We start from the raw sequence: 22,475 nt of genomic DNA, 5'->3' as shown, positions 1-22,475 counted from the left end.
TCCGCTTCAAGATCGTGGATCAAAGGCATCGCGCAACGCCTCGCCGATAAACACCAGCAGCGAGAGGATCAATGCCAGGGTGAAAAACGCCGTCAGCCCCAGCCACGGTGCCTGCAGGTTCTGCTTGCCCTGGCCGATCAGCTCGCCGAGAGAGGCGCTACCGGCGGGCATGCCGAAGCCGAGGAAGTCCAGGGCAGTGAGGGTCGAGATGGCGCCGGTGAGGATGAAGGGCAGGTAGCTCAGGGTGGCGTTCATGGCATTGGGCAGGATGTGCCGTAGGATCACCTTGCGGTCTGTCAGGCCCAGGGCCCGGGCGGCCTTGACGTATTCCAGGTTGCGCCCGCGAAGGAACTCGGCACGCACCACGTCCACCAGCGCCAGCCAGGAAAACAGCGCCATGATTCCCAGCAGCCACCAGAAGTTCGGCTCGACGAACCCCGAGAGGATGATCAGCAGGTAGAGCACCGGCAGCCCGGACCAGACTTCCAGCAGGCGCTGGCCCAGCAGGTCGACCCAGCCGCCGTAATAGCCTTGCAGGGCACCGGCGGCGATACCGATCAGGGCGCTGATGGCGGTCAGGGCCAGGGCGAACAGGATCGACACCCGGGCACCGTAGATCACCCGCGCCGCCACGTCCCGGGACTGGTCGTCGGTGCCGAGCCAGTTGACGTTGCTCGGTGGGCTGGGAGCCGGACGGGTCAGGTCGTAGTTGGGGGTGTCCTCGCTGAAGGGGATCGGCGGGAACAGCAGCCAGCCACCGTCCTTGCGGATCAGCTGCTGTACATATTCGCTGCGGTAGTCGGCCTGGAACGGCAACTGGCCGCCGAACTCCTGTTCGGTGTAGCGCTTGAACACCGGGAAGTACAGCGAGCCCTGGTAGCTGACCACCAGAGGTTTGTCGTTGGCGATCAGCTCGCCGCCCAGGGTCAGGATGAACAGGCCGATGAACAGCCACAGCGACCACCAGCCGCGGCGGTTTTTCTTGAAACGGTCGAAGCGTCGGCGGGCGACGGGAGAAAGCTTGAGCATCAGGCGTTCCTCGCGGCGAAGTCGATACGCGGGTCGACCAGGGTGTAGCACAGGTCGCCGATGAGTTTTATCAAGAGGCCAAACAGGGTGAAGATGAACAGCGAACCGAACACCACCGGGTAATCTCGCGACACCGCCGCCTCGTAGCTCATGCGCCCCAGCCCGTCGAGGGAGAAGATCACCTCGATCAGCAAGGAACCGGCGAAGAACACGCTGATAAAGGCCTGGGGAATCCCCGAGACCACCAGCAGCATGGCGTTGCGGAATACATGGCCATAGAGCACCCGGCGCTCGCTCAGGCCCTTGGCCCGTGCGGTGACCACGTACTGGCGGGTGATCTCGTTGAGGAAGGAGTTCTTGGTGAGGATGGTCAGGGTGGCGAAGCCGCCGATCACCAGGGAGCTTACCGGGAGTACCAGGTGCCAGAAGTAGTCGGCGATCTTGCCCAGGGTGCTCAACTGTTCGAAGTTGTCCGAGACCAGCCCGCGTACCGGGAACCAGTTCAGCGAGGTGCCGCCGGCAAACAGCACGATCAGGAACATGGCGAACAGAAAGGCCGGCATGGCGTAGCCGATGATGATCGCGGTGCTGCTCCAGATGTCGAAGTGGCTGCCGTGGTGCACCGCTTTGCGAATCCCCAGGGGGATCGACACCAGGTAGGTGATCAGGGTCGCCCAGAGGCCAAGGGAAATGGTCACCGGCATCTTTTCCAGGATCAGATCGGTGACTGTGGCGCCGCGGAAGAAGCTCTTGCCGAAGTCCAGCTGGGCGTAGTTCTTGAGCATCAGCCACAGGCGTTCATGGGCCGGCTTGTCGAAGCCGTACTGTTTTTCGATGTCTTGGATCAGCTTGGGATCGAGCCCGCGACTGGCTCGGGAGCCGCTGCTGCTCATGGCATCGGCGGAGCCGCCGACGCTGCCACCGCCACCAATGCCTTGCAGGCGGGCGATGGCTTGTTCCACCGGGCCGCCGGGGGCCGCCTGGACGATGACAAAGTTGACCAGGAGGATGATCAGCAGGGTCGGAATGATCAGCAGCAGGCGCCGCAGAATGTAGGCCAGCATCAGTGGCGTCCTCCGGGTTTGCCACGGCGGATCAGTTCGGCGGCCATTTGTTCATCGGTCAGTGCCGTGCTGCTGACTTCCCACCAGCTTTCGATGGCTTCGTCGTTGCTTGCCGGCACTTTGGGGATGCCGAAGCGGTTCCACCAGACGGTGGAGGTGCCCGGCGGGTAGTAGTTGGCGATCCAGTAGTAGTTCCACTGCAGCACCCGGTCCAGGGCGTGGGCGTAGCGCAGCATCTCCGGCTGGCTGGTGGCCTTCACCAGGCCATTGACCAGGGTGTCCACTGCCGGGTTCTTGAGCACCATGTAGTTGTTGGAACCCGGATCGTTGGCTGCCGCGGAGCCGAAGTAGTTGTACAGCTCCATGCCCGGCGAGGTAGTCACAGGGTAGCCGGTGACGATCATGTCGTAGTCCCGGGCCATCAGGCGGTTGACGTACTGCGAGGAATCGATGCGGCGGATGTTCAGGCTGATGCCGATCTGCGCCAGGTTGCGCTTGTAGGGCAGCAGCAGGCGCTCGATGGAGCCTTGAGTGATGAGGAAGGTGAAGCTCAGGGGCTCGCCTTCGGCGTTGACCAGTTTGTCGCCTTCGGCTTTCCAACCGGCCTGTTCCAGCAGGGCCAGGGCTTGCAGTTGCTTGTCGCGGATCACGCCGCTACCGTCGGTTTTCGGCGCCTCGAACACCTGGGTGAAGACTTCGTCGGGGATCTGTCCACGCAGGGGCTCGAGGATCTTCAGCTCCTCGGCGTCCGGCAGGCTGCGTGCGGCCAGGGGCGTGTTGGAGAAGAAGCTCTGCTGGCGGATGTAGAGGTTGCGCATCATCTGCCGGTTGCTCCATTCGAAGTCCCAGAGCATGGCCAGGGCCTGGCGCACCCGACGGTCCTTGAACACTGGCCGGTCGAGGTTGAACACGTAGCCCTGGGCCGGTTGCGGCGCCGACTGGGCCAGGTGGGCCTTTTGCAGGCGACCGTCGTTCAGGGCCGGGCTGTCGTAGCCGATGGAGTAGCCGGTGGCGGAGAACTCGCGGTTGTAGTCGTAGGCGCCGCCGCGCAGCACCTGGCGGGCGACGTCGATGTCGCCGAAGTACTCGACGCTGAAATGGTCGAAGTTATACAAACCGCGGCTGACCGGCAGGTCCTTGCCCCACCAGTCGGGGTTGCGGGCGAAGGTGATGCTGTTGCCCGAGTCCACTTTGGCCACGCGATAGGGGCCACTGCCCAGGGGGGCTTCGTAGCCGCCGCCATTGGCGAAGTCGCGACTCTTCCACCAGTGTTCGGGGAACACCGGCAGGGTCGCGATATCCAGGGGCAGGGTGCGGTTTTCATTGCTTTTGAAGTCGAAGCGCACCACTCGTGGCGATTCCACGGTGACGCCTTTGACGTCTTCGAATTGGGTGCGGTAGCGCATGCTGCCCTGGGTCATCAGCAGGTCGTAGCTGTAGCGCACGTCCTCGGCGGTGATCGCAGTGCCGTCGGCGAAGCGTGCCTTGGGGTTGAGGTAGAAACGCAGCCACAGGCCGTCTTCGGCACGCTCCATCTTTTCGGCCACCAGACCGTAGACGGTGTACGGCTCGTCCAGGGAGCGCAGGGCCAGGGGCGAATAGACCAGGCCGTCGAGCTGGGACACACCGATGCCTTTGTCTATATAAGGCAGCACGTGGTCGAAGCGCCCGATCTCGATGGCCGAGCGGCGCAGGGTCCCGCCTTTGGGGGCCTGGGGATTGACGTAGTCGAAGTGGCTGAAGCCCTGGGGGTATTTGGCCGGTTCGCCGTAGACGGTCATGGCGTGTTGCGGTGCCGCCTGGGCACCCGTGGCCCCCAGCAACAGGGCGGTGAAAAGCACGGTGGGGAAAAGCAGTCGCATTGTCAGCCTTACGAGCCGGGTGATCGATGACCACGATTTGTACGCTAGCGGCGCGTGACTGGCCAGCCGCTTTCACATGCACAACGGCCCACCAGGAGGCGGGCCGTTGAGCAGACGCAGTCGCGAGGGGATCAGTCCTGGCGGCTGGTGACTTCCAGCAGGTGGTAGCCGAACTGGGTTTTCACCGGACCTTGCACCACGTTTACCGGAGCGCTGAACACCACGGTGTCGAATTCCTTGACCATCTGGCCCGGACCGAAGGAGCCCAGGTTACCGCCGTCACGGCTGGACGGGCAGGTGGAGTTCTTTTTTGCGACTTCGGCGAAGTCGGCGCCGGCTTCGATCTCGGCTTTGAGTTCGTTGCACTTGGCTTCGCTGGCAACCAGGATGTGACGGGCAGTGGCTTTGGCCATGGATATTGCTCCTTTCAAGAAAGTTGAGAGCCTACCGGATTCAGGTGGCTATTTCTTCTCAAAGTTCCTTCAAAGCGTTGCCATCTGGCGCCTGTGCGGGCGGCGGGTATTGCAGCAGCCGGCTTGCCGGCGAAGAGTTCCTTGGAGGGGGCGGTGCTCTTGGGGACGTCTTCGCTGGCAAGCCAGCTCCTACAGAGGGCCGTGGTCAGGCGGGAACGGCAGCGACCTTGTGTGCGTGCTGCAGTTGTTGCGCGGCATTGCGCAGCAATTGCTCGGTCGCGTTCCAGCCCAGGCAGCCGTCGGTCACTGATACGCCGTAGCGCAGCTGGCCGCTCAGGGGCTGGCAGCCTTCGAACAGGTGGCTTTCCAGCATCACCCCCATCAGCGAGGTGTCGCCCTGCAGGCGCTGTTCCAGTACGTCGTTGAATACGGCCGGTTGGCGCAATGGGTCCTTGCCACTGTTGGCGTGGCTGCAGTCCACCATGATCCGCGCCGGGATCTTCAGCTTGTGCAGGTCGCGCTGGACCTGGGCCACGCTCTGGCGGTCGTAGTTCGGGCCGCTGTGGCCGCCTCGCAGCACCAGATGGGTGTCGGGGTTGCCCGGGGTCTGGATGATCGCCGGATGGCCCTGGCTGTCGACGCCGAAATGGCGGTGGGAGTGGGCGGCCGAACGCATGGCGTCACAGGCGATGGCGACGCCGCCGTCGGTGCCGTTCTTGAAGCCCACAGGCATTTCCAGGCCGCTGGCCATCTCGCGGTGGATCTGCGATTCGGTGGTGCGCGCGCCAATGGCGACCCAGCTCAACAGGTCATCGAAGTAGCCGGCGGCCATGGGTTGCAGCAATTCGGTGGCAATCGGCAGGCCCAGGCGCAGCATTTCGCGCATCAGTTCCCGGGACAGGGTCAGGCCGCCGGCCATGTCGTCGCTGCCGTCCAGGTCCGGATCGTAGGCCAGGCCTTTCCAACCCACGGTGGTGCGGGGCTTTTCGACGTAGGCGCGCATCACCAGGAGCATCTGGTCGCTCACTTCTTCGGCCAGGCGGGCCAGGTTGGCGGCGTATTCCAGGGCTGATTGCGGGTCATGGATGGAGCAGGGACCGACTACCACCAGCAGGCGCTGGTCGCGGCCTTCGAGAATGGCGCGTACCGCCTGGCGGTGGGCGGCAACTTGCTGGCTCAGGGCCAGAGACAGCGGCAATTGCTGTTTGAGCTCCAGAGAGCTGGGCAGGCGCTGGGTCAGGGTTTCGTTGGCGCTGACGTGGGCGGACAGGGGCAGAGCGGATACGGACGAGTTCATGTTCGGTCTTCCTGGGCGGGCGGCGGGCGATGTCCCGCGCGCGGCCCTACTGGGGTGTTCGACAATTGGCCGTACTGGCCACAAGTGTGCAATTGCCACCGGTAGGTGACCGATCGGAGGCGGCAGGCTGTCCCGAGCGGAGGCTGCTAAATCGCCAGGCGCAGAACATGTCGTAACGGTAATAGGTGGCGTAGTTCATGGAGCAATCCTCAGTAAGTTCGGTGTGTCGCTGAAAGTCGTGGTTAAAAACGTTGGGCCTGAAAAAACAAAACCCCCGGTCGGGAGGCCGACCGGGGGTTGAGATTTCTCTGGTAGGCGACCCGTTAAAGTGGGCGCCGGTTGGGTATCAGGCGCGCCAGTGGCTAAACCAATACCCAAAATAAAAGTTGACCGGAGCTGTGGTGCCGTTGACCCAGGCAGCCGCAACCGAACGCAGTGCGCTGGCGGTGTGGCGATGCAGGGAAAGGGTCTGGGACAACATGAGTTTCTCCGTGAAGTGGGGCGAGCTTACTAGAGGCCGGGGCCGCGATTCAATCAGTAATTTCTATGGAGGCTGATGCAATGAGCCTTGGATTAAGCCGTGAAAGGATTTATGCCACACTCGCCGCTGCCTCTCGTTGTCTTGCCAAGGAACCTCCATGACCGTGCTGACCCTCGCTGCCGCCCAATCGGTGTCCATTGCTGGAGACTTGCCGGCGAATCTGGCTCGACATCAGCACTTGATGGGGTTGGCAGCGCAGCAGGGGGTGCAGTTGCTGGTGTTTCCTGAACTGTCCCTGACCGGTTATGAACCGCAGTTGGCCGCTGAGCTGGCGCTGGCGCCCGATTCCCCGCAGTTGCAGCCGCTGCGGGATCTGGCCCGCGAGCTGAAGCTGACGACGGTGGTGGGCATGCCGATTCGCTTGTCCGTCGATGGGCCGGTGCTGATTGGCGCACTGGTGCTGGGGGCGGACGGCACGCTGGCGGTTTACAGCAAGCAGCATCTGCACCCTGGAGAGGAGCGAGTTTTTGCTCCGGGTAGCGGTGGCGCGCCGTTGCAGTTGGGGGATGAGGTCCTGGCCTTGGCGGTATGCGCGGATTTCTGTCATGCCAGCCATGTGCAGGCTGCGGTGGACGCTGGTGCTGGCATCTACGCCGCCGGGGTGTTGATCAGTGAAGGCGGGTACGCCGTCGACAGTGCTCTGCTGCAAGGGTATGCCCGGGACCACGGGATACTGGTGCTGATGGCTAACCATGGCGGCCCCAGCGGTGGCTGGTCTTGTGCCGGGCGCAGCGCAATCTGGGGCACTCAGGGGCAATTGCTGGGGGCTGTGGAAGGCGTCGGCGAAGCGCTGCTGATCGCCCGGCGCGATGGGCGGCAATGGCGGGTCGAAGCGCGGGCGGTTACGGGTTGATGAGCGCCTTTCAATTGCGTCCGGCGGCTGAGGCGGATTTGGCCTTCGCCCGGGATCTGACTCGTTCCACAATGCTGCGTTATTACATCCGCAATGATCTGCTGTGGCTTGATGAAGCGTTTGATGTAGCTTGGGCCGGTCGTGAGAATCTTTTGATTTGCTCGGGAGCCCGGGTATTGGGGTTTGTTAGCCTGAGCCGGGACCTGCGCGCCGTCTACATCCGTGAGTTGCATGTACTTGAGGCGTGGCGGGGGCAGGGCGCCGGAGCCTGGACTCTATTGCAGGTGATGGAAAGGGCGCGCTCGGAGCGGCGGGGTTTGCTGCGCCTGACCGTGTTCAAAGGCAACCCAGCACAGCGTCTATATGAGCGGATGGGGTTGAAGGTGGTGGGGGAGGAGGAGTGTTTTTTGCGGATGGAGCGCTCCTGCGCCTCAGATACTGAGGCAGGCTCCTGCGGCAATTGAGCGCAACCTTGTGGGCTTTACCCCGTTTGCCGTTCTTGCGGCCTGCCAGTGGTTGATCGGTGGGCACAGGATCGAGTCTGTGCTCGTGGGAAAACTGTTGAACCGATTGACCTTGATCGTTCGGTCAGGCTTGGCTTGTGCGGCAATGTGGATACCGGGCATAGTTCAAAGCCGTTCAAATTGCTGGAGGGTGCTGTTCAAGGACGATCAGAAGGTAATCTGTCGCCTGATCAGGACCCTGGCGAGTTGTCGCAGACCCAGAGCCTGCGCAAAAAGCCACAGATCGCCGAGCCCTGAAGCCAGAGCGCTTTCTTGCATCTGGCCGGCGGCGTCTCTTATCGCGTGCTGATGTTTTTTATATAGCGCTTGTGATTAGGTTTGTACGTCGCTTTTTTGCTAAGGTATCCGGCAACCTATAAAGACCAAATCGCGAGGTGTCTGCTTGATTAGGGTGCTAGTAGTCGATGACCATGATCTCGTTCGTACGGGCATTACACGAATGTTGGCTGACATCGATGGCCTGCAAGTAGTCGGGCAGGCGGAGTCAGGGGAAGAATCCCTGCTCAAGGCTCGGGAGTTGAAGCCCGATGTGGTCCTGATGGACGTAAAGATGCCCGGGATCGGCGGCCTCGAAGCCACGCGCAAATTGCTGCGCAGTCATCCGGACATCAAGGTCGTGGCAGTGACTGTCTGCGAGGAAGATCCGTTTCCGACTCGGTTGCTACAGGCCGGAGCGGCGGGCTACCTGACCAAGGGCGCGGGCCTCAATGAAATGGTCCAGGCCATTCGCCTGGTTTTTGCCGGTCAGCGTTACATCAGCCCGCAGATTGCTCAGCAACTGGTGTTCAAATCATTCCAGCCTTCCAGCGATTCCCCGTTCGATGCCTTGTCGGAGCGGGAAATTCAGATTGCGCTGATGATTGTCGGCTGCCAAAAGGTGCAGATCATCTCCGACAAGTTGTGCCTGTCGCCGAAAACCGTGAACACCTACCGCTATCGTATCTTCGAGAAACTGTCGATCAGTAGTGATGTCGAGTTGACGCTGCTGGCGGTTCGTCATGGCATGGTTGATGCCAGCCTCTGAAATGACTGACCTGTTTGATCCCAGTGCTTTTCTTTCTACCTGCAGTGGCCGCCCCGGCGTGTATCGCATGTTCGACAGCGATGCACGCCTGCTTTACGTGGGTAAAGCCAAGAATCTGAAAAACCGGCTGTCCAGCTATTTCCGCAAGACCGGCCAGGCACCGAAGACCGCAGCCCTGGTGGCGCGCATCGCGCAGATCGAAACCACCATTACCGCCAACGAGACCGAAGCACTGCTGCTGGAGCAGACGCTGATCAAGGAGTGGCGGCCGCCCTACAACATTCTTCTGCGCGACGATAAGTCCTATCCCTATGTGTTTCTTTCGGACGGCGATTTTCCGCGTTTCAGCATTCATCGTGGGGCGAAGAAGCAGAAGGGCAAATATTTCGGGCCATACCCCAGTGCCGGCGCCATTCGTGAAAGCCTCAGCCTGTTGCAGAAGACCTTCATGGTCCGCCAGTGCGAGGACAGCTATTACAAGAACCGCACGCGGCCCTGCCTGCAGTACCAGATCAAGCGCTGCAAGGCGCCTTGCGTCGGCCTGGTGGAGCCTGAGGTCTATGCCGACGACGTGCGCCACTCGGTAATGTTCCTGGAGGGGCGCAGCAATGCCCTGACCGACGAACTTTCCAGTGCCATGGAAGCGGCCGCCGGCACCCTGGATTTCGAAAAGGCCGCCGAGCTGCGAGATCAGATTTCCCTGCTGCGCCGGGTCCAGGACCAGCAAAGCATGGAAGGCGGCACGGGTGATGTGGATGTAGTCGCGGCCTTCGTCAACCCGGGCGGCGCCTGCGTGCACCTGATCAGCGTGCGTGGCGGTCGGGTGCTGGGTAGCAAGAACTTCTTTCCCCAGGTGGGCATCGAGGAAGACGTGGCGCAAGTCATGTCGGCCTTTCTCGGCCAGTATTTTGTCAGCAGCCCTGAGCGCGATCTGCCTGCGGAGTTGATCGTCAACGTGGTGCACGAAGACTTCCCGATCCTGATCGCCGCCATCGACGAACTGCGGGGCCGCGAGCTGAGCATCAGTCACCGGGTCCGTGGCACCCGTGCCCGCTGGCAGCAACTGGCGGTGACCAATGCCGAACAGGCGCTGAGTGCACGCTTGGCCAACCGCCAGCACGTAGCAGCGCGCTTTGAAGCCCTGGCTGAAGTCCTGAATCTGGACGAGCCGCCTCAGCGCCTGGAGTGTTACGACATCAGCCACTCCAGTGGCGAGGCTACTGTGGCTTCTTGCGTGGTCTTCGGGCCAGAAGGGCCGCTGAAATCCGATTACCGCCGATACAACATTGAAGGTGTCACCGCTGGCGACGACTATGCCGCCATGCATCAGGCGCTGACCCGCCGCTTCAGCAAGCTCAAGGAAGGCGAAGGCAAGCTGCCGGATATCCTTCTGGTGGATGGCGGCAAGGGGCAACTGTCCATGGCTCGCGACGTGCTCAACGAACTGGCGGTACCGGACCTGATCCTCCTCGGCGTGGCCAAGGGGGCGACCCGCAAGGCCGGTTTCGAGACTTTGTACCTGAATGACGCCGCCCATGAGTTCACCCTGAAGGGCGACTCGCCGGCGTTGCACCTGATTCAGCAAATCCGCGATGAGGCTCACCGCTTCGCGATCACCGGTCACCGTGCCCGACGTGGCAAGACCCGGCGTACCTCGACCCTGGAAGGGGTGGCGGGCGTCGGTCCGAAGCGTCGGCGGGACCTTCTTAAACATTTTGGTGGATTGCAAGAACTGTCTCGTGCCAGCATCGACGAGATAGCCAAAGCACCGGGAATCAGTAAAAAGCTCGCAGAGTTGATTTATGCAAACCTGCACAGCGAGTAGAATGCCCAATCACCTCGTAGCCAGTTGTGCCGATGAATATCCCTAATCTGATCACCGTTCTACGCGTCCTGCTCATACCGATTTTCATATTGCTGTTCTATTTGCCCTATAGCTGGAGCTACATGGCGGCCAGTTCAGTCTTTGCCTTCGCGGCTGCCACTGACTGGTTGGATGGCTACCTGGCACGACGCCTGGAGCAGAGCACGCCGTTTGGCGCGTTCCTCGACCCTGTGGCCGACAAGCTGATGGTGGCGGTGGCCCTGGTGCTGCTGGTGCAAGAGCACGGCAACCTGTGGCTGACCTTGCCGGCTGCCGTGATCATCGGTCGCGAGATCGTTGTCTCGGCACTGCGCGAATGGATGGCTGAACTTGGCGCCCGGGCCCAGGTGGCAGTGTCCAACATGGGCAAATGGAAAACAGCGGCGCAGATGCTGGCGCTGGTGATCCTCCTGGCCAACCCTTCGGACTTCAGCTTCTGGGTCTTGGTAGGCTATGCCTTGCTGCTGGTAGCGGCGGGCCTGACTTTGTGGTCGATGTTGCAGTATCTGCGGGCTGCATGGCCGCATCTGAAAATCGACAACGAGAAAAAATAAGTATTTTTGAATCAAGGGCTTGACGCGCATTCGGATTTCTATAGAATGCGCAACACCAAGACGATGCGGGAATAGCTCAGTTGGTAGAGCACGACCTTGCCAAGGTCGGGGTCGCGAGTTCGAGTCTCGTTTCCCGCTCCAAACATAGCGCTGTAGAGTTCGAATGAATTATGCAGCGATCGCAAAAAGGACCTTCGGGTCCTTTTTGCGTTTCTGTGGGTTCCGCAGTGATTCAGCACCATCCAGCGCTTTAAAGTCCGGAATGGGGCATCTCCCAAAACGCTCAACCTTGCTTTACACGATTGTCATACTGTGGCTCACCCAAAACATGCCTGGCCTGTTTCTGTTGTGAAATGTGTGGTGGGACGCGACGCGACGCTTCTTCAGTAAGCCAAGCGGATCAATCCAGCCCACGGGGTTCGGCACGTACTGGAAGACGTTGAGTCCGCCCGCGTACCCAATCGGATCTCGACTAACAAACCGCCCCAACTCCGGATCATAGTGCCTGTACCGGTTGTAATGCAGTCCCGTCTCATGATCCTGATACTGCCCCTGGAACCTGATCGGGTTGGTAATCTCTTGCTGCCGAGCGGTATCCGAATGTAGCTCTTTGATCCCACCCCAAGCCCTGTACTGCGCGCTCCAGATCACTTCTCCCCTCTGATCCGTCAACTCTTGTGGTGTTCCCAGGTGGTCGCACTGATACCAGGCCAGCGCAACGATCTGATTGGGTTCTGGTGCATTGGCCCAAAGCGGGTCATGGTCCAGTTGGTAAAAGGCGCCGTATTCGGGCTCAGGAATCAGATAAATGAACTGATGGGTTATCGCCTGGGCCACCGGTACAAAACTGCCCGGCTCATAGAAGTAGTGGGTGGTGCGTGCGCCTTCTCCGATATGGTCCGGAGCCCGGCTTTCCCAGGCAAGGGTATCGCCATCCCAGCCGTATAGCGTCACGCCGCAACCGGCTTGGCTGTTGCGTTTGCGGCGCTCTAGGCGATTGAACTCGGAGCCGGCTTTAGGCCGATCCCTGTAGTGGGCCTCGGTCTGTTTGTAGAGGCGTCGGCCGAGGGCATCGTAGGCATAGTTCGCTTGTAGACGGTCGTCGCGGTAGCTCACCAGGCGGTCGAACAGGTCCCAGGTGAAATGGCTGCGCTGGCCATCGCGCAGGCGTTGGGAAAGATTGCCCTGGTCGTCGTACTGGTAGTGGGTGCCGGCGTACTCGCGCAGCAGGTTGTCCAGCAGGCGTCTGCGGGGCAGGCCGCGTTGTGGAAGGTCCGCTGTTTTGGGGTCGAGGAGGTTGCTGGCGGGGTCGAAGGCAAAGGTCTCTTGCCCCAGGCGCGACGTTGCCCCGAGCAGGCGGCCCACTGGGTCGTATTGATAGCTCAGCGTACCGCGGCGGCTGTCGTCGATTTGCAGCAGTTGGCCGATAGCGTCGTATTGATAACCGCGTTTGATCAATGTGCTCTTGCCGTCGCCACTGCCCAGCAACTGTTCTTGGAGTCGCCCGAGCGGGTCCCATTTTTGCGTCTGGAGCAGATGGTTGCCCTGGTGTCGGGCAACTTCGCGGTGCAGGTCGTCGCGTTCGTAGGCCAGTAGTTCATGCGCGTCCAGGCGCATGCCGAGCAGGTGCCCGCTGCCATAGGTCAACCAACTGACCTTGTGGCCATCAGGGCGGACGGTGGCGATGCGCTGGTTGAGGGCGTCGTACTGGTGCTGCCAGACCGCGACCTGGGGTTGTTTCAGGCAGCTGTAGTGCTGATGTTCGCGTGTCAGGTTGCCGGCGGCATCGTGGAAGAACTGCAACTTGCTGTCGTTGTTGCTGGCCAGCAGCAGGTGGCCATTGCCATCGTAGGCATAGCGTTCAAGCTGCTCCTTGGCTCTCGAAGAGTCGGCGCCTTCAATACTGAGGCTGGCCCGGCGTTCGGTCAGTCGGCCCATGGGGTCGAACTCGAGGCTGATGACACGCTGGCCATCGATGGTCCGGGCGAGACGGCCTGTTTCAGGGGCGTATTCATAGCGGGTGCTGTGCCCGTCGAAACCTGTTTCTTTAAGCAGGCGACCGACCGGGTCATAAACGAAGGTGGTGTATTGCTCGTTTTCGTTTTGCAGGCGCTGCAGTTGCCCGAGCCGGTCCCATTGATAACGCAGCTTGTGTCCGGCGGCATCGATGCGTTCGCTCAACAGTCCCGCTTCGCTGTAGGACCAGGAAGTGGCTTGGCCCAGGGCGTCGATATGACCGAGTAGTCGGCCCTCGGCATCGCGCTCAAAGCGTTCCTCGGTCTTGTCGGGATGAACAATGACGGCCAACTGGCCGGCGTCATAGTGGTAGCTGGTTTTTTGCCCCAGGGCGTCGGTGAAACAGATCAGTTGACCACGGGCATCGTATTCCCAGGCGCTGGCTTTGCCGGAACAGTCGACATAGTCGGTGAGCTGCCCGCTGTCGTTGTACTTCAGCTTTTTTTCATTGCCATTGGCATCGGTAATGGCAGTGGGCAGGCCCATCTGGTTGTACTGGTATTCGGTCTTGTTGCCGAGGGGGTCGACGGCCTCGGTGAGGTTGCCGCGCAAGTCGTAGTCACGGCTCCATTGACCGCCTTCGGCGTCGCTGATCTTGATCAGTTGGTCCTGGGCATCCCAGGCGTAGTGCAGGGTGTTGCCATCGGCTTGCGTATGTTCAAGCAGGTTGCCCCCGCGTTCGTCATAGGCGTAGCGATCCTCGCTACCGTCGGTATGCACATGACGCACGACGTTCTTGGCATCGTCGCGGAAGAACCATTCCGAAAGACCGTCCGGGTGTAGAACGCGATAGGGGTAGCCGAGGCTGTCGTAGTAGTGCCAGGTTTCGTGGCCATTGGCGTCGGTGACATAGGTCAGACGGATATTGCGGTCCCACTCCAGGCGCGTTTCGAAACTGCCATCGTCGGCCCATTCATGGACGGCGCGAGCATCGGGGCCTTCGCCTTGCCAGCGCAGATTCATGCCGCGTCCGCTGCGATCGGTGTAGCGGGTCACCAGGTGGTGCTGGTACTGATAGGTCCAGGTGGCGGCGTTCTCGTCCTGGGCGAGGATCAGGTCCCCGGCGGCATCGTATTGATAAAGACTCAGGCGACGCTGGGGTTCTTTTTCACCCATCAGCTACAAGCCAGTAATGCGCCCGTCTTCATCCACCAGTGTGCCGAGGTGGGTATGAACCTGACCGGGCTCGTCCTGATAGGTCATCAAGTCGGACAGCACAGCCTTTTTACCCATGCGGTGTTCATAGCCCAGCAGCATGCCGGCACCGCCACGCAGTTCGATTTGCACGAGCAAAAAACGCTCGCCATCGCGGCGATAGGTTTCCCGCCGATCGAGGCCGCGACATAGGGCAATTTGCACATCGCTGATGCGAATCAGCGTGAGGTTTTCCACTCGATCATCGTGGGCCTCACCCACCTTGGGCAGTGGGTAGTCGAAGCTGCGCCCATCGGCCGCGTGGTAGCGCAAACCGTCGCCAATCAGGTCCAGGCGTGTGGTGAAGGGTGTGATCCAGCGTGCGCCCAGTTCGCTTTGGTCATAGGCGCCCAGACTGGAGCGGTAAGTCCGGGTCCAGTCGATGGGGAAGGGGCCGGGCAAGGTGAAATCGGTATGGGAAATGATCTCGCTGCCCATGGCAAAACTGATGCTGGCGCAGCTGCCGGTGCAGGTTCCGGCCTTTTGCGGGGATGGGTCCTGGGTGGCCGGCCCTTGCCGGGATTGGCCTTGTTTACCCTGAACCGGCGCGTCGGTGTTTATCCGCTGAAGCAGTGGGAGGGTCAACTCCTTGAGGAACGAATCCCTTAACGGCACTGACTATCCCTCCCTGAGTTCTTTGTTTAAATACGTCTGTTTTTCTGAGTGTGTGGTGAATCCAAAATCAGAAAAAATTGTATGGCGGCAAAGAGGTTGTACTTAATTCGCAACTGATCGATATAAGAAAAGTCCGAAACTTGCATGGATAACGTCTGGCTTATTTTTAATGTGGAGAGTGATTGCTGAAAAGTTTCAATTTTTGGGTGATCTGTTGTGCCGCCTACTGCGAGGGTTTACACCTTTATGCCGGTGTTCCTTTCATTGGGTGCGACCTCGAAAGGAGACTGTTTTTAATGTTTATTTCTAAATAAGTGCATTATGTTTTTGATAATTATCAGTTAATTTTATTTGTCTCTCGATGCGCCAATGGCTGAATGAGATCGTGCCGGCTCGATGTTGCTTGCTCATGCAACATAGTAAGTTGAGACATTGATCTGTGACAATAAGTCGCGGTCACACGGCGTGAACGAGTCATCTAGAAACAAAAAACCGGTGCAGTGTGCGTTTTTAGGAAAAACCGAATTAGTCAGGGAATTATTCTCGTGAATTTAGGATTTTTCTTAAATTAATGCTTCTGGCTTAGGGGGTATATTTTTAAAGCATTAGCCGCCTGCTTTGCGGCAAAGCTTTAAATAGGTCATGGATGAACCACTCAAATAAACTGTCTGCTCATTATCTTGAAGTCGCTAAAACCTCTATTTCCAAAGAGAGTTTTGCGGGCGCGGATGTTCGTTTTTCGACTGAGTATGAAGCCCTTGAAAACGAGTTGGGCAAAGCCCAGTCCATGCATGAAAGCGGTCAGATCGACTGGCTGAAAGTTCTTGAAAACAGTGAAACCCTGTTACGCGTGCAGTCCAAGGATCTGCGGGTGGCGGCCTGGCTCACTTGGGCGCTGTATCAGCGTGAGTCCTTCGCGGGATTGCTGGCGGGTTCCGGCCTCTTGCAGTACTTGTGTGAACAGCATTGGGTCGTTGTCCATCCCAATAAACCGCGTACCCGTGGTGCCGCCATCAGTTGGCTGGTGCCACGACTGGAGCAGGCGTTAAGCGAAAGTATCGCGATCAAGGAACAGTTGCCGCTGTTCCGTCGATTGGTGCTGAATCTGGAAAAACTTGATGCTGCACTGACCCAGCATCTTGGCGATGATGCCCCCTTGTTGCTGCCCATCTGTCGGCGCCTGTCGAGCATGATCCAGCGTGCCGTCGAGCATCAGCCGGAGCCCGGCGCCGTCGGCACCGTGGTAGCACAGGTCAAGCAGGCCGCGACCCAGCTCTTCTCATCGGCTTCTTCGATCGATAACGAAAAGGATGCCCAGAGGGTCCTGCGTGCGCTGCAGGAACATGCTCGACCTCTGTGCGCCTGGTGGCTCAAGCAGAAGGCTACCGATGTGCGTTCCCTGCGCCTGAACCGCACCATGCTGTGGTTGCCCATCGATACTGTCCCTGAGCGTAACGCTGAACAGGTCACGGCATTGCGAGGGCTGCCAGGGGACAAGCTCAATAATTACCAGGAACGCTTTGCCGGCGGTCAGTTCGCCGATTTGTTGCTGGAGCTCGAAGCCAGCCTGTCGAGGGCGCCCTTTTGGTTCGACGGGCAGCGCCTGGTCTGGGAGTGCTTGCAAGAGTTGAACGCCGACCAGGCCATGCGTGAAGTCGAGTTTCACTTTGCGCTCTTGCTGCAGCGTCTGCCGGGAGTGGTCGAGCTGCGTTTTCACGACGGCACCCCCTTCGCCGATCCGGCCACCCGAAGCTGGATCAGCGCCCATGTCATGCCTCACCTATCCGCCACCAGCGCGCCGCGCCAGGTCGAAGCCAGTTCCAGCCAGCCGATTTGGGAGCAAGCCCTGGAAGAGGTCTTGCCGATCCTGCGCAAGGATGGCCTCAAGGCGGCTGTGCAGGTGCTCAAGCCCGGCTTGCAGAGTGCGCGTGGCGGTCGCGTGAGGTTCTTCTGGCATTTCAGCCTGGCCCGGCTGTGTTTCATCGCCAAGAAGTACGAGCTGGCCAAGACCCAGCTGGAAACCCTTGACCAAGAATTGCAGAACTCAGGCTTGCACGCCTGGGAGCCGGATCTTGCGTTGGAAGTGCTGCACCTCCTGCATAGCTGCTGTGAGTTGTTGCCGCAGAACCACGCAGTGCGAGAACGCAAGGAAGAGATTTATCGCAGGCTGTGCCATCTCGACCTCGAGGTGGTACTCGAATAGGCCCACGGGCCGACAATCGCAAGGAAAGAACCCATGGCCAAAGAAGGCTCTGTAGCCCCTAAGGAACGCATCAACGTCACCTTCAAACCCGCGACTGGCGGAGCTCAGGAGGAAATTGAGCTACCACTGAAACTGTTGGCGATCGGCGATTACACCCAGCGCTCGGACGAGCGCAAGGTAGAAGATCGCAAGCCGATCAGTATCGACAAGATGACCTTCGACGAAGTCTTGGCCAAGCAGGAACTGAGCCTGACGCTGAGCGTGCCTAACCGCCTTCAGGAGGGCAGTGACGCTGATGAGCTGGCGGTCAGTCTGCGGGTCAGCTCGATGAAGGACTTCAACCCGGCCAGCCTGGTAGAGCAGGTGCCCGAGCTGAAAAAACTGATGGAACTGCGCGATGCCCTGGTGGCACTCAAGGGGCCGCTGGGTAATGCCCCTGCGTTCCGCAAAGCCATCGAAGGCGTTCTCGCCGACGACGAATCCCGCGTTCGCGTGCTCGGTGAACTGGGCTTGAACGCCGCCGCCCCAGACGCCTGACCCATCAGACAAGGAAGCCACAACACATGACTACCCGTGCCGCGCAACACCAAAGCAACGAGAGCAGCGAGTACAGCATTCTCGACGGCATCATCGCCGAAACCCGTCTGACTCCGAACGACGAAGCCTATGACATCGCCAAGCGCGGTGTATCAGCCTTCATCGAGGAGTTGCTCAAGCCGCAGAACAGTGGCGAGCCGGTCAAGAAGGCTATGGTCGATCGCATGATTGCCGAGATCGATGCCAAGCTCAGCCAGCAGATGGATGAGATTCTCCACCACGAGGACTTCCAGTCGCTGGAGTCTGCCTGGCGGGGGCTGCAGTTGCTGGTGGAACGCACCAATTTCCGTGAAAACATCAAGATAGAAATCCTCAACGTCTCCAAGCAGGACCTGCTGGACGACTTCGAAGATTCGCCGGAAGTGATGCAGGCCGGTCTTTACAAACACATCTACACCGCTGAGTACGGTCAGTTCGGTGGCCAGCCAGTAGGCGCAATCATCGCCAACTACTTCATGTCGCCCAGCTCTCCCGACGTGAAGTTGATGCAGTACGTCTCCAGCGTTGCCTGCATGTCCCATGCGCCGTTCGTTGCCGCGGCAGGTCCGAACTTCTTCGGCCTGGAAAGCTTCACCGGCCTGCCGGACCTGAAGGATCTGAAGGATCATTTCGAAGGCCCGCAATTTGCCAAGTGGCAGAGCTTTCGCCAATCGGAAGACTCGCGCTACATCGCCCTGACCTTGCCGCGTTTCCTGCTGCGCAATCCCTATGATCCGGAAGAGAACCCGGTCAAGTCCTTCGTCTACAAGGAAACCGTTGCCAACAACCACGAGCACTACCTGTGGGGCAATACCGCGTATGCGTTCGGCACCAAACTGACCGACAGCTTCGCCAAGTTCCGCTGGTGCCCGAACATCATCGGTCCGCAGAGCGGTGGCGCAGTGGAAGACTTGCCGTTGCACCATTTCGAAAGCATGGGCGAAATCGAAACCAAGATCCCGACTGAAGTGCTGGTTTCAGATCGTCGCGAGTACGAATTGGCCGAGGAGGGCTTCATCTCCTTGACCATGCGCAAGGGCAGTGACAACGCAGCGTTCTTCTCTGCCAACTCGGTACAGAAGCCGAAGTTCTTTGGCATCAGCGCCGAAGGCAAGACCGCGGAGCTGAACTACAAGCTCGGTACGCAACTGCCTTACATGATGATCGTCAACCGCCTGGCCCATTACCTCAAAGTGCTGCAGCGTGAACAGCTTGGCTCATGGAAGGAGCGTACCGATCTTGAGCTGGAGCTCAATAAATGGATCCGTCAGTACGTGGCTGACCAGGAAAACCCCAGTGCCGAAGTCCGTGGCCGTCGTCCGCTGCGCGCTGCGCAGATCATCGTCAGCGATGTGGAAGGCGAGCCGGGCTGGTATCGCGTCAGTCTGAACGTACGCCCGCACTTCAAGTACATGGGGGCCGACTTCACGCTTTCTCTGGTTGGCAAGCTGGACAAAGAGTAACCGGGAGTCAGGCCATGAACGGATACGGCAGCCTTTTCGAACGCCTGAGTGCCGAGGCCGGCCAGCGCGTCGGCTGGAGCCGCGAGGTAAGCGCGATGGCATCGGTGGCTGCCCATCTGGGCAAGATGCTCAGCACCCGAGCGGGGAGCGTGCAAACGCTGTCCGACTACGGGTTGCCCGATCTCAACGACATGCGCTTGAGCTTGCACGATGCCCTGAGCCAGGCCCGGTTGGCCATCGAGCATTTCATCGAAGCCTACGAGCCGCGGCTCAGTCAGGTGCGTGTCGTTTCTCTGCCGCGTGATCATGACCCGCTCAAGCTGGCGTTCAGTATTGAAGGCTTGCTTGAGGTGGAAGGGATCAAGCGTCAGGTCAGTTTTTCCGCCTGCCTGGATGGCAGTGGACAGGTCAAGGTCAGTTAAGGAGACGACGATGACAGGAAACCATGCGGTCTGCGCCAGCCGGTCTTTTGACTGCCCAGGCCACGACCTTTGTTGGCGATCCCGTACGCGTCGCGAACACAGCAGGGACCTCTGGCGCGCGGGGTAATGCGGCACGGGTACCGGCAACGCGTTCCACCGAAGTGATCCATGACTCCTACTACCAGGCACTGAGCCCATGTCCTTTAACCACTATTACCAAAGTGAGCTTACCGCGCTGCGCCAGCTGGGCCGTCGCTTCGCCGAGCGCAGTCCGGCCCTGGCCCCCTTTCTCGGGCAGGCCGGACGAGACCCGGATGTGGAGCGCCTGCTCGAAGGGTTTGCGTTTCTGACGGGGCGTCTGCGCCAGAAGCTCGATGATGAGCTGCCCGAGCTGAGCCACTCGCTGATGCATCTGCTGTGGCCGAACTACATGCGGCCATTGCCGGCGTTCAGCATCTTGCAGTTCGACCCCCTGCAGCAGTCCGGACCTGCCCAGCGAATACCGCGAGATACGCCGGTAGAGAGCCAGCCCATCGATGATGTCAGCTGTCGCTTTCGCACCTGCTATCCGACCGAGGTGCTGCCTCTGGACCTGACGGCATTGAGCTACTCGGTCAAGGGCGATGGTGCACTGTTGAGCCTGCGCCTGGAAATGAGTTGCGACGGTCATTTCGGTGAACTGAACCTGCAACGCCTGCGCCTGCACTTGGCCGGTGAGCGCTACATCAGTCAGATGCTTTACCTCAGCCTGCTGCGCAACCTTGAGGGCATCGAACTGGTGCCGCTGGGGGCGGGTGGCGAGCCGCTTGCCGGGGCCAACGGCAGCGGGATGTCCTTCAAGATACCGGGCAACCTTGTACAGCCCGTGGGCTTTGCTGAAGAGGAAGCGCTGATCCCGTACCCGCTGAATACCTTCCGCGGTTATCGCTACTTGCAGGAGTATTTTGCCTTCCAGGACAAGTTCCTGTTCGTCGACCTCAGTGGCCTGGATCTGCTGCAGAGGCTGCCACAAGACGTTCTCCAGCGCATGCACGGCCTGGAGTTGCGCTTCGATATTCGCAACAGTGGGGTACAACGTCTGCGTCCGACCCTGGACAACGTGAAGCTCTACTGCACACCTATCGTCAATCTGTTCAAGCACGATGCCTTGCCGATTCGTCTCGACGGCAAGCAGGACGAGTACCTGCTGCTGCCGGCCAAGTACGAACTGGAACATTGCGGCGTGTTTTCCATTGAAAGCGTCACCGGCTGGAAGCCGGGCGGCCTGGGTTATCAGGCGTATGTACCCTTCGAGTCGTTCGAGCATGATCCGAGTTTCGACGTGCCCCACAGCCGTCCGCACTACAGCATTCGCCAGCGCTCATCACTGCTGCACGACGGCCTCGACACCTACCTGAGCTTCGGTATCCGTCACACCGATGCTCAGGAAACCCTGTCGATCGAGCTGACGTGCACTAACCAGAACCTGCCGCGCCGGCTCAAGCTCGGCGACATCAACCAGTTGTGCGAGGAAACCCCGGAGTTCCTCAGTTTCCGCAATATCACGCCGGTCACGTCGAGCTACGCACCGCCGTTGAACCGCGATTTTTTGTGGAAGCTCATCAGCAACATGTCGCTCAACTATCTGTCGTTGGCCAACGTTGATGCGTTGAAGGTCATCCTCGAAACCTACGACTTGCCACGCTACTACGACCAGCACCTGGAGAAGGTCAGCAAGCGTTTGCTGGGCGGGCTCAAGTCGATTCGTCACGAGCACGTTGATCGCCTGCACCGAGGTCTGCCGCTGCGCGGGTTGCGCACCGAGCTGAGCATCGATCCCCAAGGCTATATCGGTGAAGGCGACCTGTTCGTTTTCGCGTCGGTTCTTAACGAGTTTTTTGCTCTTTACGCCAGTCTCAATTCCTACCACGAGCTGCGGGTAAAAAGTACACAGGGAGAGGTGTACAAATGGGCACCACGCATGGGGCTGCAGCCCCTGCTTTAAGCCGACTGAGCACGGTAATACGAGAGTATTCGCTGTTTCAGGCCGTACTGTTGGTCGTCGATCGCTTGCGCGATGCCCACCCGCACCTGAGCGACGAGGAACTCTACGATCAGCTGGAGTTCCAGGCCAATCCGAGCCTGGGTTTCCCTGGCAGCGATGTCGATCGCGTGGAGTTTTTCGAAGAGTGCGGTCAGATGCGTGCGCGTTTGCGTTTCAACCTGATCGGGTTGTTCGGCGCGGGCTCGCCCTTGCCAGCGTTCTATGGCGAGCAGGCCCTGGGCGATAGCGAAGAGGGCAACCCCACGCGCAACTTCCTCGATCTGTTCCATCACCGCCTGCAACGCCTGATGCTGCCGATCTGGAGTAAATATCGCTACCGCGCCAGCTTCAAGAGCGGTGCCCTGGACCCGTTTTCAGCTCAGTTGTTTGCCTTGATCGGCCTGGGTGGCGAAGACATCCGCAAGGCCCAGGAACTGAATTGGAAACGCTTGCTGCCTTACCTCGGATTGCTCAGCTTGCGCGCCCACTCGGCCGCCCTGATCGAGGCGGTGCTGCGCTATTACTTCAAACACGCCGATCTGGTGATCGAGCAGTGCATCGAGCGCCGGGTAGAGATTCTCGACGAACAGCGCAACTGCCTGGGGCAGGCCAACAGCCTGCTCGGTGAGGACCTGGTACTGGGCGAGCGGGTACGCGACCGCAGCGGCAAGTTTCGCATTCATATCAGTCAGCTCGACTGGCAACGTTTCCACGAGTTCCTGCCGATCGGTTTCGGTTACCAGCCGCTGTGCGCGTTGGTGCGATTCACCCTGCGCGACCCGCTGAACTACGACATTCGCCTGGTGCTGCGCCAGGAGGAAATCCGCGAACTGTGCATCGGCGAACAGAACACCTGTCGTCTGGGGTGGACCAGTTGGCTCGGTCATGAAAAGGCCGACGGCGTGGTGACCTTGGGCAGCAAAATTCATTAAGGACAG

The 22,475-nt window shown here is 59.9% G+C and carries 18 protein-coding genes, 1 tRNA gene and 1 pseudogene; 12 read left to right on the top strand and 8 right to left on the bottom strand.

Annotated elements, in window-relative coordinates; translation table 11 throughout:
- Nucleotides 1-6 precede the first annotated feature (6 nt).
- The 5 genes from ACSSVC_RS22270 to ACSSVC_RS22250 form a co-directional block, all read right to left on the bottom strand.
- Entirely contained in the window at nucleotides 7-1,029 is a 1,023-nt protein-coding gene (locus ACSSVC_RS22270) for an ABC transporter permease (protein ID WP_346636239.1), read from the bottom strand.
- Entirely contained in the window at nucleotides 1,029-2,093 is a 1,065-nt protein-coding gene (locus tag ACSSVC_RS22265) for a microcin C ABC transporter permease YejB (RefSeq protein WP_102864941.1), read from the bottom strand. The genes ACSSVC_RS22270 and ACSSVC_RS22265 overlap by 1 nt, the downstream gene beginning before the upstream one ends.
- Nucleotides 2,093-3,955 carry an extracellular solute-binding protein gene (locus tag ACSSVC_RS22260; protein WP_492611384.1) on the bottom strand — a complete coding sequence of 621 codons (1,863 nt, stop codon included), beginning with the start codon at nucleotides 3,953-3,955 and terminating at the stop codon, nucleotides 2,093-2,095. Before ACSSVC_RS22260 ends, ACSSVC_RS22265 begins: the two co-directional genes overlap by 1 nt.
- A 131-nt stretch (nucleotides 3,956-4,086) precedes the next feature.
- Nucleotides 4,087-4,368: a peptidylprolyl isomerase gene (locus tag ACSSVC_RS22255; RefSeq protein ID WP_007924449.1), complete on the bottom strand. Its 282-nt coding sequence runs from the start codon at nucleotides 4,366-4,368 to the stop codon at nucleotides 4,087-4,089.
- 205 nt (nucleotides 4,369-4,573) lie between these two features.
- A complete protein-coding gene (locus tag ACSSVC_RS22250; protein ID WP_492611383.1) occupies nucleotides 4,574-5,665 on the bottom strand; it encodes a 3-deoxy-7-phosphoheptulonate synthase in 1,092 nt (363 codons plus the stop codon).
- Between the two features lie 638 nt (nucleotides 5,666-6,303).
- Between ACSSVC_RS22250 and ACSSVC_RS22245 the strand changes: the two genes are divergently transcribed.
- Nucleotides 6,304-7,059: a carbon-nitrogen hydrolase family protein gene (locus ACSSVC_RS22245; protein ID WP_446439610.1), complete on the top strand. Its 756-nt coding sequence runs from the start codon at nucleotides 6,304-6,306 to the stop codon at nucleotides 7,057-7,059.
- Nucleotides 7,059-7,523, top strand: a complete 465-nt coding sequence (locus ACSSVC_RS22240) for a GNAT family N-acetyltransferase (RefSeq protein ID WP_446439609.1) — start codon at nucleotides 7,059-7,061, stop codon at nucleotides 7,521-7,523. Before ACSSVC_RS22245 ends, ACSSVC_RS22240 begins: the two co-directional genes overlap by 1 nt.
- On the opposite strand, the pseudogene ACSSVC_RS22235 reads toward ACSSVC_RS22240, so the two are convergent.
- A pseudogene (locus tag ACSSVC_RS22235) lies at nucleotides 7,522-7,685 on the bottom strand (helix-turn-helix domain-containing protein); the annotation flags it as partial. The gene ACSSVC_RS22240 and the pseudogene ACSSVC_RS22235 sit on opposite strands and share 2 nt — an antisense overlap.
- Before the next feature lie 280 nt (nucleotides 7,686-7,965).
- On the opposite strand from ACSSVC_RS22235, the gene gacA reads away from it, so the two are divergent.
- The 4 genes from gacA to ACSSVC_RS22215 all read left to right on the top strand — a co-directional run bounded on the left by gacA (nucleotide 7,966) and on the right by ACSSVC_RS22215 (nucleotide 11,166).
- Entirely contained in the window at nucleotides 7,966-8,607 is a 642-nt protein-coding gene (gene gacA / locus ACSSVC_RS22230; protein WP_011061841.1) for a response regulator transcription factor GacA, read from the top strand.
- A gap of 1 nt (nucleotide 8,608) precedes the next feature.
- The gene (gene uvrC / locus ACSSVC_RS22225; RefSeq protein ID WP_492612582.1) at nucleotides 8,609-10,432 is read left to right on the top strand and encodes an excinuclease ABC subunit UvrC; all 1,824 of its coding nucleotides are present in this window, start codon (nucleotides 8,609-8,611) and stop codon (nucleotides 10,430-10,432) included.
- A 32-nt stretch (nucleotides 10,433-10,464) separates the two neighbouring features.
- Nucleotides 10,465-11,025, top strand: coding sequence for a CDP-diacylglycerol--glycerol-3-phosphate 3-phosphatidyltransferase (gene pgsA / locus ACSSVC_RS22220; protein ID WP_346636244.1), 561 nt, complete (start codon nucleotides 10,465-10,467; stop codon nucleotides 11,023-11,025).
- Between the two features lie 65 nt (nucleotides 11,026-11,090).
- Nucleotides 11,091-11,166: transfer RNA gene (locus tag ACSSVC_RS22215), tRNA-Gly, on the top strand.
- A gap of 153 nt (nucleotides 11,167-11,319) precedes the next feature.
- Here ACSSVC_RS22215 and ACSSVC_RS22210 read toward each other — a convergent pair.
- Nucleotides 11,320-14,157, bottom strand: a complete 2,838-nt coding sequence (locus ACSSVC_RS22210) for an RHS repeat-associated core domain-containing protein (protein ID WP_492611382.1) — start codon at nucleotides 14,155-14,157, stop codon at nucleotides 11,320-11,322.
- A 3-nt stretch (nucleotides 14,158-14,160) separates the two neighbouring features.
- Nucleotides 14,161-14,850 (bottom strand): DUF6531 domain-containing protein, encoded by a 690-nt coding sequence (locus tag ACSSVC_RS22205; RefSeq protein ID WP_492611381.1) that lies wholly within the window; start codon nucleotides 14,848-14,850, stop codon nucleotides 14,161-14,163.
- Between the two features lie 646 nt (nucleotides 14,851-15,496).
- Here ACSSVC_RS22205 and tssA point away from each other — a divergent pair.
- The 6 genes from tssA to tssG all read left to right on the top strand — a co-directional run bounded on the left by tssA (nucleotide 15,497) and on the right by tssG (nucleotide 22,469).
- Nucleotides 15,497-17,053, top strand: coding sequence for a type VI secretion system protein TssA (gene tssA / locus ACSSVC_RS22200; protein WP_346636246.1), 1,557 nt, complete (start codon nucleotides 15,497-15,499; stop codon nucleotides 17,051-17,053).
- Between the two features lie 33 nt (nucleotides 17,054-17,086).
- Nucleotides 17,087-17,590, top strand: coding sequence for a type VI secretion system contractile sheath small subunit (gene tssB, locus ACSSVC_RS22195; RefSeq protein WP_053152387.1), 504 nt, complete (start codon nucleotides 17,087-17,089; stop codon nucleotides 17,588-17,590).
- A 26-nt stretch (nucleotides 17,591-17,616) separates the two neighbouring features.
- Nucleotides 17,617-19,092, top strand: a complete 1,476-nt coding sequence (gene tssC / locus ACSSVC_RS22190; RefSeq protein WP_053152386.1) for a type VI secretion system contractile sheath large subunit — start codon at nucleotides 17,617-17,619, stop codon at nucleotides 19,090-19,092.
- A gap of 14 nt (nucleotides 19,093-19,106) precedes the next feature.
- Complete coding sequence (gene tssE / locus ACSSVC_RS22185) at nucleotides 19,107-19,514, top strand: type VI secretion system baseplate subunit TssE (RefSeq protein WP_404937150.1); 408 nt, start codon at nucleotides 19,107-19,109, stop codon at nucleotides 19,512-19,514.
- Nucleotides 19,515-19,710: 196 nt separating this feature from the next.
- Entirely contained in the window at nucleotides 19,711-21,498 is a 1,788-nt protein-coding gene (gene tssF, locus ACSSVC_RS22180) for a type VI secretion system baseplate subunit TssF (RefSeq protein ID WP_053152382.1), read from the top strand.
- Nucleotides 21,462-22,469 carry a type VI secretion system baseplate subunit TssG gene (tssG, locus tag ACSSVC_RS22175; protein ID WP_053152380.1) on the top strand — a complete coding sequence of 336 codons (1,008 nt, stop codon included), beginning with the start codon at nucleotides 21,462-21,464 and terminating at the stop codon, nucleotides 22,467-22,469. The genes tssF and tssG overlap by 37 nt, the downstream gene beginning before the upstream one ends.
- The last annotated feature ends 6 nt before the right edge of the window (nucleotides 22,470-22,475 follow it).

The organism is Pseudomonas sp. E1BtOHC1 (assembly GCF_058744285.1).
The sequence above is the reverse complement of the archived record's forward strand: the minus strand, read 5'-3'. Positions and strand labels throughout refer to the sequence as shown.